Source organism: Methanobrevibacter sp. (genome assembly GCF_017410345.1).
Classification (GTDB): domain Archaea; phylum Methanobacteriota; class Methanobacteria; order Methanobacteriales; family Methanobacteriaceae; genus Methanobrevibacter.
The window spans coordinates 1-13,780 of sequence record NZ_JAFQQZ010000016.1; the positions used below are offsets into that span (position 1 = coordinate 1).

Annotated in this window: 15 protein-coding genes and 1 tRNA gene; 13 read left to right on the top strand and 3 right to left on the bottom strand. The window is 35.0% G+C overall.

Features of this window, described 5'->3' with window-relative positions:
* Positions 1–314 precede the first annotated feature (314 nt).
* From IJE13_RS01640 to cfbC, 7 genes are all read left to right on the top strand, one after another.
* Complete coding sequence (locus IJE13_RS01640; protein WP_292776291.1) at positions 315–482, top strand: 4Fe-4S binding protein; 168 nt, start codon at positions 315–317, stop codon at positions 480–482.
* A 13-nt stretch (positions 483–495) separates the two neighbouring features.
* On the top strand, positions 496–1,683 hold the full coding sequence (locus tag IJE13_RS01645) for an NAD(P)/FAD-dependent oxidoreductase (protein WP_292776294.1): 1,188 nt from the start codon (positions 496–498) through the stop codon (positions 1,681–1,683).
* 280 nt (positions 1,684–1,963) lie between these two features.
* On the top strand, positions 1,964–2,938 hold the full coding sequence (gene galE / locus IJE13_RS01650; protein WP_292776296.1) for a UDP-glucose 4-epimerase GalE: 975 nt from the start codon (positions 1,964–1,966) through the stop codon (positions 2,936–2,938).
* 59 nt (positions 2,939–2,997) lie between these two features.
* Positions 2,998–4,308 (top strand): hypothetical protein, encoded by a 1,311-nt coding sequence (locus IJE13_RS01655; RefSeq protein ID WP_292776298.1) that lies wholly within the window; start codon positions 2,998–3,000, stop codon positions 4,306–4,308.
* Between the two features lie 219 nt (positions 4,309–4,527).
* Positions 4,528–5,973, top strand: a complete 1,446-nt coding sequence (gene purF, locus IJE13_RS01660) for an amidophosphoribosyltransferase (protein ID WP_292776300.1) — start codon at positions 4,528–4,530, stop codon at positions 5,971–5,973.
* A gap of 137 nt (positions 5,974–6,110) precedes the next feature.
* Positions 6,111–7,367, top strand: coding sequence for a peptidase U32 family protein (locus IJE13_RS01665; protein WP_292776302.1), 1,257 nt, complete (start codon positions 6,111–6,113; stop codon positions 7,365–7,367).
* Between the two features lie 84 nt (positions 7,368–7,451).
* A complete protein-coding gene (gene cfbC / locus IJE13_RS01670; RefSeq protein ID WP_292776305.1) occupies positions 7,452–8,255 on the top strand; it encodes a Ni-sirohydrochlorin a,c-diamide reductive cyclase ATP-dependent reductase subunit in 804 nt (267 codons plus the stop codon).
* A 32-nt stretch (positions 8,256–8,287) separates the two neighbouring features.
* Here the strand turns inward: cfbC and IJE13_RS01675 are convergent, their stop codons facing one another.
* The 3 genes from IJE13_RS01675 to IJE13_RS01685 all read right to left on the bottom strand — a co-directional run bounded on the left by IJE13_RS01675 (position 8,288) and on the right by IJE13_RS01685 (position 10,189).
* Positions 8,288–8,740 carry a GIY-YIG nuclease family protein gene (locus IJE13_RS01675; RefSeq protein WP_366514842.1) on the bottom strand — a complete coding sequence of 151 codons (453 nt, stop codon included), beginning with the start codon at positions 8,738–8,740 and terminating at the stop codon, positions 8,288–8,290.
* A gap of 98 nt (positions 8,741–8,838) precedes the next feature.
* Positions 8,839–9,189 (bottom strand): DUF3795 domain-containing protein, encoded by a 351-nt coding sequence (locus tag IJE13_RS01680; RefSeq protein ID WP_292776309.1) that lies wholly within the window; start codon positions 9,187–9,189, stop codon positions 8,839–8,841.
* A 61-nt stretch (positions 9,190–9,250) separates the two neighbouring features.
* Positions 9,251–10,189: a DUF1848 domain-containing protein gene (locus IJE13_RS01685; protein ID WP_292776311.1), complete on the bottom strand. Its 939-nt coding sequence runs from the start codon at positions 10,187–10,189 to the stop codon at positions 9,251–9,253.
* A 101-nt stretch (positions 10,190–10,290) separates the two neighbouring features.
* Between IJE13_RS01685 and IJE13_RS01690 the strand changes: the two genes are divergently transcribed.
* From IJE13_RS01690 to IJE13_RS08705, 6 genes are all read left to right on the top strand, one after another.
* A complete protein-coding gene (locus IJE13_RS01690; protein WP_292776314.1) occupies positions 10,291–10,704 on the top strand; it encodes a DUF371 domain-containing protein in 414 nt (137 codons plus the stop codon).
* 89 nt (positions 10,705–10,793) lie between these two features.
* A tRNA-Leu gene (locus IJE13_RS01695) sits at positions 10,794–10,880 on the top strand.
* A gap of 224 nt (positions 10,881–11,104) precedes the next feature.
* Positions 11,105–11,950 carry a UTP--glucose-1-phosphate uridylyltransferase GalU gene (galU, locus tag IJE13_RS01700; RefSeq protein WP_292776316.1) on the top strand — a complete coding sequence of 282 codons (846 nt, stop codon included), beginning with the start codon at positions 11,105–11,107 and terminating at the stop codon, positions 11,948–11,950.
* 50 nt (positions 11,951–12,000) lie between these two features.
* Positions 12,001–12,546, top strand: a complete 546-nt coding sequence (locus tag IJE13_RS01705; RefSeq protein ID WP_292776317.1) for a hypothetical protein — start codon at positions 12,001–12,003, stop codon at positions 12,544–12,546.
* 84 nt (positions 12,547–12,630) lie between these two features.
* Positions 12,631–13,602, top strand: coding sequence for an NAD(P)-dependent oxidoreductase (locus IJE13_RS01710; protein WP_292776318.1), 972 nt, complete (start codon positions 12,631–12,633; stop codon positions 13,600–13,602).
* Between the two features lie 19 nt (positions 13,603–13,621).
* The coding region (locus tag IJE13_RS08705; protein ID WP_366514843.1) for a nucleotidyltransferase family protein at positions 13,622–13,780 on the top strand (159 nt) is incomplete at its 3' end.

Genomic DNA, 13,780 nt, shown 5'->3' on the forward strand with positions numbered 1-13,780 from the left:
ATTATTTTATGAAATTTCAATTTTTCATTTTTAATCTTATTTTGTTAATTTAATTAAGTTTTTTAGTTTATTTTCTATTTTTATTAATTTTTATTTCTATTTTCCTTATTTATTTCCATATTTTTCCTTTTTTTAACCCAAAGATTATATATTATAAAAAAGATATATTTTTATGTTATATATTATGATTATTTATCTTAAAATATTCTAAAACATTTCATTTCATTATTTTTCAGGTTTTAAAATATTTTAAAATAATTAATGATTTTATACTAATTTATTTAATTTGAAATTATATTTATGGAGTTTATATTATGATTGTAAAAGATTGGTGTTCCTATTGCGGTTGCTGCGCAGGTGTCTGTGTAAGAAACTGCATAGAAGTGAAAGAAACCGCTTTGGTTTTTGATGATAACTGTAATAACTGTGGAATTTGTGTTGATGCCTGTCCTTTAGCGGCATTGGAAATGGAAGAGGAATAGGAAGGTCGATAACATGATTAAGACTGATGTATTGGTTATTGGTGCAGGACCTGCTGGTTCCACTGCAGCAAGATTCGCTGCAAAAGGCGGAGCAAAAGTAATTCTCATGGATAAAAAATCCGAAATAGGCGCTCCTAAAAGATGTGCTGAAGGTGTTTCCAAAAGGACTTTTGAAATCTTGGAGCTTGAAGCGGACCCTCATTGGATCACCCAGGAAATTGAAGGAATAAGATTAATAGCTCCGGATGGAACCGATGTATGGCTTACCAACGATGTAGTTGAATTGCCTGAAGCAGGTTACATCCTCGAGAGAAAAGTCTTTGACAAGCATTTGGCTATGGAAGCAGGTAGGGAAGGAGCTGAAATCAGAATCAAGACCCAAGCAAAAGGCCTCAAGAAAGAGGAAGACGGATCCTACACAGTTACCTGTGAATGCATGGGTGAAGTTTTCGACATCAATGCTAAAATCCTAATCGGTGCAGACGGCCCTGAATCCCATGTGGCTAAATGGGCTGGTCTTAAAGCAATCACCAAACCTAAGCACATGGAAGCTGGAGTCCAGTTTGAAATGTGCAATGCTAAAATGGAAAGAAATGATGTCCTTGAGTTCTACTTCGGTTCAGTAGCTCCTGGAGGATACTTCTGGCTTTTCCCTAAAGGTGATGACATCGTAAATGCAGGACTTGCAATCATTCCTGAAATGGCTGAAAAATCCGCTTATGAATACTTGGTTGATGCGGTAAACAACTGTTACGCACTTAAGGATGCTCAACCTGTTGAATTGAATGTGGGCGGAGACCCTGTAGGAGGTCTTGTAAAAGAGATGTACAATGACAACATCATGCTCTGTGGAGATGCAGCAAGTCAAGTGAACCCACTTACCGGTGGAGGAATCACCAGCGGAATTACAGGTGGTAAATTGGCTGGTCAAGTGGCAGCTGAAGCTATTGCCGCTGGAGACTGCTCTAAGGATTTCCTTAAGAAATATGCTGAATTGGTTGATGAGGCAATGGGTCACGACATGGACAAATACTCCAAGGCCTGTGACTACTTATGGTCCTTGAACGATGATGACTTGAACAGCATTGCAAAGGCTTTCCAGGACATTGAATTTGAAACCCTTGGAACAACCGAGCTTGTCAAGGCATTGATTAAGGTTCAACCAAGTGCGGCTTTAAAATTACGTAAATTATTCTTATAGATAATTTACATTTTTTATTTTTTACTTATTTTTTTAATTTCTCTTATTTTCTATTTTTTATTTAAATTCTTTTTTTATTATTCTAATACCTTTCATTATTTATTTCACTCTTTTTCTAATAATTTTCCTTTATTTTCACTTAATTAATGTAAAAAGTTAAATATTGTTTGAAATAAAGTTAATATTAGTATAATTATTAAACATAGAATACATATCAAATATTTTTCAAATTGAGAAATGGAAAATATTTCATTAATTAAATAAAACTATTTGTGATAATATGATTTTAGTTACTGGCGGAGCAGGATATATTGGCTCCCATGTCAATAAGTTGCTTAACAATTCCGGTTATGAAACAATAGTGTTGGATAATCTATCCAAAGGCCACAAGTCTGCAGTGAAATGGGGGGAATTTGTAAATGCAGACTTAAGCGATACAGACAAAGTGAAGGAAATCTTCCAGAACAATGACATTGAGGCTGTCATCCACTTTGCGGCATTTTCCTCTGTGGCAGAGTCTGTCGAAGATCCTGAAAAGTACTTCAAGAACAACTATGAAAACACCCTAAACCTTTTGAGAATCATGAAGGAGTTCAGGGTAAGGAAATTCATCTTTTCATCAACAGCGGCATTATATGGGATTCCAAAATCAATTCCTATCAGTGAGGACCATGAATTGAAGCCGATCAATCCATATGGCGAATCAAAGCTGATGGTTGAGAACCTATTGAAGGATGAATCTGATTTTGGCGATTTGAAATATGTTTCCTTAAGGTATTTCAATGCTGCTGGTGCTGACTTGGACTGTGAAATTGGTGAAGACCATAATCCGGAATCCCATCTGATTCCTTTGGTATTGGATGCTGCCCTTGGAAGAAGGGAGGGCATATCAATTTTTGGGGATGACTACAGCACCCCTGACGGCACTTGCATCAGGGATTACATTCATGTGAATGATTTGGCAGATGCCCATTTGAAGGCATTGCAATATTTGGAAGAGCCATTCAATGACAGCAATATCTTCAACTTGGGAAATGGAAACGGCTTTTCAGTTAAGGATGTCATTGACACTTGCAAAAAGGTCACTGGAGTTGACTTTAAGGTTAAGATAGAGGGAAGACGTCCTGGAGACCCTGATATCTTAATAGCGGATTCCAAAAAGGCTGAAGAGATCCTGAAATGGAAACCTCAAATTACAGAATTGGAGGACATTGTCGAATCTGCATGGAAATGGCATAGGAAGATTCACAGTTAATATTAGAGTACTTGGATAAAGAGTTTCACGTTTATGAGTTTTAGATTGGAGTGTTTGAAATGAATAATAATTTTGAAGAGGATTACAGCTATGGCAATTTTGAAGACAATAGTGAAAATTTCTCAAAAGAATTGAATGCTGATGAATTGGTTGACGTTAGGATAATCCTGACTGATTTGTATTATTTGGAATTCCTTTCTAAGGCAGTAAGCAATTTTGACTTGTCCAATTTCAATGTGAACCTATCTTCCATAATTCCTACCGATGATGTGGGAATAGCTAAAAATACCGTCTTTGGTGCTGATTTGGTCTTGATTGCAGCCAAGAATAATGCGGAAGGCCACAGATTATATCAGAATTTCAAGGAATCATTGAAGAATGAGTTCAATTACATAGAATATCTTAAGCTTCCTTCACTTGAGGAATTGAATGATTATGAATATGGTGATTACAATGATGAAAGCCTTCTGGAAGATGAGATTGCCAATTCCATCATTCGCGGAGGGTTGTACAGCATTTCCAATCTGTCCTCTGTAAACACTTCAAAGCAGAAGTATTATGAAATCAAAAAGGATTTCGAAGAGGAATCATTGAAGCATGACAAGATCACAAAGGAAAACGAGCTTCTAATCAACGAATCAAAATCATTAAGGGAAAAGAATGAAAAACTGCAGGAAGAGGTCAGAATCCTACAAAGGGAATTGGATCAGATTAAGTCTGACTTTTCAGACTTGAAATCAAGATTTGAGGGAATCCACAGCAAGAACTCATTGGAAGTCTACTCCTTGAATGATCTATGGTATGAGCTCTTTGATGAATATCTCTCTCAGGATGTCTATAAGTTCATTCTGATAAGCACAGATAATTTCCGTCCTAAGAACCTTATGATAGGTCAGGGAGCCATTTGTGCAGAATCAAAAGAAGATGCATTGGATTGGCTTAAGATCATAAAGACAGCATTCATCTTGGCGGATACAAATAAGCAGGATCTGGATTATAACAATTTCAAGAGCAATTTCAAGTTTGATGACATTGAGGAATTCGGTGTAAGCTCTTCTTATAACAGATCTAGTCTTGATACTGTAGAACAAAGAAACATATTTGACACACAATCAGATGATGGCTTTATCTATAATGAGAGATTTGAAGGAAATAATGAATCTGAAGACCTGTTCAATGACCTTTCAAGTGAAAGGCCTGAAGATAGGGAAAATATAAATGTCTTCAATCTCAAGTCCCTTAAGTCAATTGAGGATGAGGAAGAGGATTTGGATATTGATGATGAGGACTATGACTATGATGAGGATGAAGACATTGAAGAAAATGACAGTGAAGAGGTTTACTCTCCATTTTCAAGCCTTTGGGGCTAATATTTAGTATTTTTTTAATTTTCATCTCATTTTTTATTATTTTTTTATAATTTTTATAAAAATTTTATTACTATTTTTTTAAATTTTTCAAAAAAAGATTTATTATAAATATTAGAAAATTTATAAATATCTATATAATATTTTTTTACTAAATTATTTTTTTAAGTAAATTATAATATTAAAAATTTTATGTCTTAATAGGGTAATGGAGATTAAATATTGAAAGATAAGTGTGGTATTGTAGGAATACATTCTAAAGACAATCTTAAGGATGTTTCTCACTTGATTTATTACGGTTTATATGCTTTACAGCATAGAGGACAGGAATCTGCAGGTATAGTAACTCATAACATTAATTTTGGCTTGAATTTCCATTGTGGAATGGGCTTGGTTACTGATGTTTTCAATAATGCTTTGATTAAAAGCCTAGCTGGTAATGTAGGTATCGGGCATGTAAGATATTCCACTACAGGCCAGTCAAAGATAGAGAATTCCCAGCCATTCTTCACAGAATTGAATGATGGATTCATTGCTATGGCCCATAATGGGGATATCGTCAATTCCGGTTCCTTAAGGGAAGAATTAGTTGAAAAGGGTTATGAATTCAAATCCGATACTGATTCTGAAGTTGTCTGCTATTTGATTAAAGAGGAATTCAAGAATGAAGAGGATATCTTCAAGGTAATCGACAATGTTTCTCAAAAATTAATCGGTTCCTATTCCTTGGTCATCTTAATCAATGATGAGCTTTATGTTTTAAGGGATCCAATGGCAATGAAGCCTTTGATTTTAGGTCAAACTGATGATCATTTCGTGGTTGCTTCTGAATCAGTGGCATTTGATGTGATAAATGCAGACGTCATTCGCGATTTGGAGCCTGGCGAATTGTTATACTTTAAGGACAATAAGATCAATTCCTATATTTTGCCATCTGCAAAAGGTTCCAAAAGGGCACACTGCATGTTTGAGTACGTTTACTTTGCTCGTCCGGACAGTGTGATTGATGAGAGAAGCGTTTACGATACAAGACTTAAGATTGGGGAAGCATTGTTCAAGCAATATCCTATTGATGCTGATTTGGTATTACCTGTACCGGATTCATCAATTCCTGCAGCTATCGGCTATGCAAGGGCATCAGGAATTCCATACGGTGAAGGTCTAATCAAGAACAGATATGTCGGAAGGACTTTCATTATGCCAACCCAAGCGGAACGTGAAATTGCCGTAAGACTTAAATTAAATCCATTAAGACATGAATTGAAAGGTAAAAGCGTTGTAGTGATTGATGACAGTATTGTTAGAGGCACTACATCTGAATCATTGGTCAGAATCCTTAAGGCGGCAGGTGCTAGAGAGGTGCATATGCTGATTGGATGTCCTCCTGTTATTGCGCCATGTTTCTATGGTGTCGCTCTTGCTACTAAAGATGAATTGATTGCAGCCAATTTGGAAATTGAAGAAATCAGAAAGCAGTTAGGTGCTGAAACTTTAGGTTATATCAGCATAGAATCCCTTGTTGAAGCCATTGGCATTGAAGCGGAAAACTTATGCTTAGGCTGCATCAATGAGTATTATCCGACTGAAATACCTGATGATTTGGAAGCTGAATCCTACTATGATTATTATCAGCCTTTAAGAGATGCGGCAGAGGAAGATGATAACTAAACTTTTTGCGATAAAAGTTTGATTAAAATATTTTCAAGCTTTTTTCTTAATTTTTTATTTTTTATTAAGTTATTTTTATTTTTTTATTAGTTTTTTATAATTGTTTCAAGTTTTAAAGTAATTTTCGAGTTGTTTTTATGGTGGAACTGTTAGCTCCTGCAGGAAATTTCATTTCATTGACCAGCGCACTTAAAAATGGTGCCGATGCGGTTTATATTGGCTTTGAAGAGTTCAATATGAGAGTCAATGCAAGCAATTTTTCCCTTGAGGACATTAAGAAGGCAAGTGAATTGACCAAGGAGTATGGAGCTAAGCTGTATGTCTGCACCAATACCATCATGAAAGATGAGGATGTTGAAACACTTAAAGAGCAATTGCCCTATATTAAGCAGTACGGTGCAGATGGAATAATCCTATCCGACTTGTCCCTGATTGATCTGGCCATTGAAAACGGCCTTGAGGCTCATATGAGCGTACAGGAGAACACAACCAATTTCTACACCTTGAAGGCATTGGAGAAATTAGGTGTAAAAAGAGCTATTTTATCAAGGGAATTGTCTTTAGAGGAAATCAAGGAAATCATTAGGAAGCTGAAGGAAAGTAATTCCTCTATAGAAACCGAGGTTTTCATTCATGGTGCAATGTGCATGGCGATATCTGGAAGATGCTTCCTGAGCTATGGATTGTATGGCAGAAGCGCAAACTGTGGAGATTGTCTCCAGCCATGCAGAAAGGAATGGAAATTAAGCTTTGAAGAGGATGAGAATGATGATGTGATCAATTTCTCAGACTGTGAGGATGAGTCCTTCATAATCTCCAATTCATATGATGATTCATATAGGACAAACTTCTTCTCTCCAAAGGATATGGCTTTGATTGAACATATTCCAGAGCTTATCGAAGCGGGAATCGATTCATTCAAGATAGAAGGAAGGGCAAGGTCTCCTGATTATGTTGCAACAGCGGTCAAGGTCTATAGGGAATCCATTGACCTATATCAAAAGGACCCGGAGAACTACCAGTACAATCCTGAATGGATGGAAAAGCTTAAGAAAGTATTCAATAGAGGATATGATACAGGATTCTACTTCAATGTTCCTTATGAGATAAGCGAAAACAACCAATCAAAGTTCATTAAGAAGGATATTGGAAAGGTTGTAAATTACTATAACAAGATAAAGGTTGCAGAGCTTAGGATATGGGATGATTTGGCCATTGGCGATGAGATCATGATTCAAGGGCCAACCACAGGTTCAATAAGTCATGTAATCGATTCAATGCAAATCGATGGAAAGGCCATTGAAAAGGCAGAGAAAGGTTCAAATGTGGCAATAGCCATTGATGAGAAGTTAAGGGAAAGCGATTATGTTTATAAATTGATTCCTAGAGAATGATAATCATAGATTAATTCCTAGAAATCATAAATTAAAAGATTATATTAATTTAATTCCAAAAGGAAATAAGATTTTGGTGTAATGATGAAAAGACAGAAGAAAATAGCCATTTATGGAAAGGGTGGTATTGGAAAGAGTACCACTGTAGCCAATATTGCAGCGGCTTATAGTGAAGATGACAAGAAGGTCATGGTAATCGGTTGCGATCCTAAATCAGACACTACAAGAACATTATGCGGCAAAAGGATACCTACAATCGTGAATACACTTAAGGACAATAAGAATCCTGAGCTTTCCGATTTGGTCTTTGAAGGATTCAATCAAATCAAATGTGTTGAAAGCGGAGGTCCTGAGCCTGGAGTGGGCTGTGCAGGACGTGGTGTCATCGTTGCCATGAAACGATTGGAGAATCTTAATGCCTTTGATGAGGAGTTCGATGTTATTCTTTATGACGTTTTAGGTGATGTTGTCTGTGGAGGATTCTCAGTGCCTCTTAGAGAGGACTATGCCGATGAGGTCTTTATTGTTTCATCTGGGGAATACATGTCCCTATATGCTGCAAACAACATTTCCAAAGGAATTAAGAAGTTAAAGGGAAATCTTGGCGGAATCATTTGCAATTGCAAGGGAATTGAAAATGAAGAGGAAATTGTCGGCGCATTTGCAAAAGAGATAGGAACTCAAGTCATTGGAGTCATTGGAAGAAGTCATTTGATTCAAAGAAGTGAATTGGATGCTAAGACAGTGGTTGAGTATGCTCCTGAATCAAAAGAATCTGATGATTATAGAAAGCTGGCAAGTGATATATTCAATAATGACAATTATTCAACTCCAGAACCAATGGAAGATGAAGTCTTTGAGAATTTCTTCAAGTCTTTCATAGATTAATTTCATCATTATTCTTTTTTTATTTTTTAATTTTATTTTTTCATCAATTCTTTTTTGAAATAGCTTAAGTTATAATATTTCATATTCAAGTCATAATATGCACTTTTTACAGAATTCATTGCATCTCTTTTTCTTTTGAAATAAATTAGGTGGGAATTGCAGTTGCAGTCGGAACAGCCAAATTTAGTAATGATCTCACCATTTTCAGCTATTCTATTTGCCAAATCACATTCTATTTTTTCTTCTGAAATATTGAATAAGACATCTCTGATTTCGCTGTTTACATTATCAAGCAGGTAATCAATATGCCAATGCATCTTTTTATCATCAGACAGATGTCGATTTATTCTTGCAACTAAAGAATTCATGGCTGAACCTATGTAAACATAGTACCCTTTCTTAAATTTATAGTCTTGATGTAGATGTCCTATATCAAGTATATCGGTTTTTTTCATAGATATGATTAAACAGTAGCAACCCTTCATAATTTAACAAGTTTTTGTTTTATCTTCAATATAATTAATCGTTATTTTTATTAAATTAATCAAATGTTTTTGTGCATTTATTATTTTGTGTTAATGTGTCAGTGTTCTATTTTTTTATGATTTTTAAGATTTTCAAATGCATCAGGATTGTTCTCAAAAATCATTTCAAGCTTTTCACATTTCTCCATTTCACTGCAGTCAGCACATGTCTCAACTTTCTTCTCTAATGCGCATTGTCTAATGGGACAAATGGAATCACAGAATATTGTTTTTGGTCCTTCTATTCTGCATCCTGTACAGTTTATCATTTGTGGAGTTATTTCTATGTCATTAAGTTCACTCCAAAGCTTTGAGACTTTAGCGCGAAGTTCATCGTCATCATTTATTGTTGCAATGCGTGCTTCACAGCTCTCGCAATCTAATCCGCAGTAGGCTATAAGATCTTTCATAATTATCTCTCCCATTACTCTTCGATTTTTTAGTTTTTAGTAAGTATAATATTATTTTTTCTTAAAATAATTTTGTCTGCATTGTATTGTCATTAATTATAAAGCTTTTTTGATCCATCACTTTAATTATGTCACCTTCTTTTATTTCTCCTATTAGAAGTGGAGAATTTGGATTGTGAAGCTTTAGATTCCTCTCTACCAATTTCTTGTTTGAATTTGCATAACAGTATATGCATCCGTGATTGCAGCTATTGTATTCTCCAATATCGTTGTTCAAGAGGCAATAGCATTCTCCATTTCTTGCTTTTTTCTTAGGAATATTCAGATTCTTTTTAATGGCTCTTTCTACCACTTCCTTTGTCATGCAGCCGCTTGAATCTATTCCAAACCTTTCCAATTCATTGCCTTCAACGCATGTCTTGACTTTGATATTGTATCTCATTCCTATTTTTGCAAATTCCTCTCCCAATATCAATCTTTCCTCTTGGCTAACTTCAGTAACATTAGGAAAATTGCGTTTGGTCTTTTCATATAAGTCAATGAAGCTTATTATTGCTTCGGTTGTATAATCCTCCAATTGATTTAAAATATATTCAAAAGATTCAATGTGCTTTTCTAATGTATATTTCTCATTGATGAAAATGGGATCATATCTCAATGTAACCTTTTCCTTTCCTAATCTGTCTGAAAGGTATTTGAAGCTTTCAATCACATCATCAACCGGAGGGACATTAGGTTCCACATCTTCATCATAAGGAGTGATTGTTATATGCCAATATTGGTTGAATTGGGATATCTTATCCAGTTTTTTAAACATCGGATTCGGATTTTTTGTACAGAACATTATGCAGTCGATCAGTTCTGGATTCAATTTGTATGAATAGATTTGGTTTCTTGCATAAGGATTTCTAACATAAACGAACCCTTCATCTATCCTATTGTAGAACCATTCGCTGAAAAATCCGGGAATATCTGTTCTAAGACCAGTATTTAAAATCATTTTAAGACTCCTTATGAAAAATCATTATTCTTTAATCATATATTTATTTGGAACTGATTTTTTAAAAATATTTTTATAAAATAATTTTCATAACTCTTAATATGAATTTTACAATTTTGGCAAAGGGACATAAGAATGTATTGTCCTTGCATAAGTCCACTTTCGAAATAACAAAGGATAAGGACCTCACTTTGTCAGGGGATTGCATTATCGGCTTGGACATTGACAGATCAATGGAGGATTTTCCTATGGAATTTAAGGAAAAATTGGCCAATGATGACACTAAGGTAATCGTCGAATTGAAGACTCCAAATGCCTCTGATGAAATAGAAGGCTTTGGCCATCATGATTTGACATTATCCCATCCAACTGATATCGTTTGCAGAAAGAGCGATTTCATATGTTCCAGAACCTTAATGATTAAGTCTAATAAGGCAGCTATTGATTTGAACAGGGATTTAATTGCCGATTTGGCAAATGCTGAATCTATGGAAGTAAACATTAGGCTCATATAATTAAACTGCTTATTTTTTCTAATTTTGTAGTAATGTTTAAATAAGATAATAAATATATTAGATAGTACTGTACTATTTTCTGTTTTTATGCAGGGGTGGTCGAGCGGTCAAAGGCGCTAGGTTGAGGGCCTAGTGGGTTAGTCCCTTCGCGGGTTCGATTCCCGTCCCCTGCACCATTTTTATAATTATTTCACTATTTTTTTTAACTTTAGATCTTTTAAGTTGTAGCTTTCACTTTTTTTATTTTTAGGGCTTTCATAAGCTATTTTGCTAATTTTCATTAACACATTTTTTAATGGCTTTCATAAGCTATTTTGCTAATTTTCATCAAATTTATATATTTATATAAATAAACTATTAGTATAATAATTCAATATTTAATTTATTTGAGGTGTTTTTAATGAAAGCCGTTATTCCTGCAGCAGGTTTGGGAACAAGATTCTTGCCTGCTACCAAAGCTCAACCGAAAGAGATGTTGCCTGTATATGACAAGCCAACCATTCAATATGTGATAGAGGAATCAGTCAACTCCGGTGTCGACGACATATTGATTGTAACAGGTAAGGGTAAAAGGTCAATTGAAGACCATTTTGACAGATCTTTTGAATTGGAGCATCATTTGAAGACAAAAGGAAAAGAAGAGTTTTTAAAGGAAATCGAATATATTTCTGATTTGGCAGATATTCATTTTATAAGGCAGAAAAAGCAAAAAGGGCTTGGAGATGCAATCTACTGTGCGAAAAAGCATGTGGGAAATGACCCATTTGTTGTAATGCTGGGGGACACAATCACAAAGGATGAAGTCCCATGCACTAAGCAATTGATTGACATTTATGAAAAATACGGCAAATCAGTAATTGCATTGGAAGAGGTTCCTGATGAGAAGGTGGAAAGATACGGTATCATCGGGGGAGAGGAAATTGAACCTAATATCTACAAGATAGATAAGTTGATTGAAAAGCCTCCTTTAAGGGTCGCACCAAGTAATCTGGCGATTATGGGAAGGTATGTCCTAACACCTGATATTTTTGACTGCATTGAAGATGTCGAGCCAGGTTATGGTGGAGAAATCCAATTGACTGACGCACTGTCCAAATTGGATGAAATTTACGGCCAAGTCTTTACAGGAGAATCCTTTGATATAGGTAATCGTATTGATTGGTTGAAGTCTTCCTTAAAGATTGCATTATATGATGAAAAGGCGAAAGATGAAATTTTGAATTTCATTAAAAATGAGATAATCTGATTGATTTTCATTTTCGGATTCTAATTTATCTTATTATTTCAAGTGATTCAATGATGAATGAAAAGGATTCCCAAGAGGAAATAGAGGAGCTGAAGATACAGCTTTCCAATTACAGGAAGGAAAATCGCATTCTTAAGGAAAGGTGCGAATCCTATGAGGATAGGATTGAGCATTTTGCCATTGAGAGGGAAAACCTTTCAAGGGACATTATGCGATTCGAATCCATGGAACTGGAACTGAAGCAGTATGACCTTGAAGATTTGGCTCTTGAAAGCAAGAAACTGAATCATAGGATTGAAATACTTAGAAGGTATCTTAAGACTGAAAGGGAAGACAATGAGAAACTGAATGAACTGATCGATAAGTTGACAAAGGAATTGAATGATGCCAATTATGAAATTGCAGGCTTAAAGAGAGAATTGAAGAAATCAAGGATTCGCCAAAACCAAAGAACATTCTTTTTGGAAAATCGTTTGGATATAGCATATACAAAATTGGCTGATTTGAAATACACTTTAAATGAATTTGAAGAATTGGGATTTTTTGATAGGGTGAGAGGCAAAAAGCCTAAAAGCTTAGAGGAAAATGATATTTGATTTTTTAATTTTATAAATTTATTTCTATTTATTAATTTCATTTATAAATTTGAATTATTGTTTATTTGATTAAAGGTGTTTTTTATGGAAACTCAAAGAATTATGGTTACCGGTGGAAGCGGATTTATAGGAACTAATCTTGTAAAGGAACTTAGAAGCAGAGGACACGAAGTCCTGTCCGTTGATTTGTTGCATCATGAGGATGAAGCTGACTTATACTCTGATTCCTACAGTGATTATGTAAGAGGAGATATTAGAAATTACCGTCAAATGGAGAGAATCTTTGACGATAATGAAAAATTCGATTATGTTTACAACTTGGCTGCTGAGTACGGCAGATGGAATGGTGAAGGCTACTATGAAAACCTTTGGGAGACCAATGTTATCGGTTTGAAGAACATGATTCGCCTTCAGGAAAAATTAGGATTCAGAATGATTTCCTTTTCCTCCGCTGAAGTGTACGGTGACTATGAAGGAATCATGACTGAAGATGTTATGGAAAACAGGCCGATAAAGGACACCTATCAAATGAATGACTATGCTATTTCAAAATGGGCTGGAGAATTGATGTGCATGAACTCCGCCACCATGTTTGGAACCGAAACCGTAAGGGTTCGCCCTGTAAATTGCTATGGTCCTCATGAAGCATATTCCCCATACAAGGGATTCATACCAATTTTCATTTACAAGGCACTTCATGGATTGCCTTATTCCGTCCATAAAGGCCATAAAAGAATAATTGATTATGTGGAAGACACTGCAAATACCTTTGCAAACATTGTCGATAATTTCATTCCAGGCGAGGTCTACAATGTTGGAAGCAAACAGGAATGGGAAATGACCATTGAGGAATATTCCGACTTGGTCTTGGAAGCTGTAGGAATTGATGATTCCTTGGTGACATATACTCCTGCTGAAGCATTCACCACTAAAGTGAAGACCATTGACTTTTCAAAGGCTATCCGTGACTTGAATCATGATCCTAAAGTCAATCCTAAAGAAGGAATAAGAAGAACTGTAGAATGGATGAAATGGTATTACAGAATAGAAGATTGATTTATTAATCTTTTTATCAATTCATCTTTTATTTTTAAGCGATCTTGATTATTTTAGTTTTTTAAAGTATAAAATACTAACAGAAAAAGATTTAAGTATTTATCAAACTGTTGATGAAGGAATTGAAAACAGATTAAAGAAATATATTATTGAATCTAATTCTTTAGAGGAATTAATA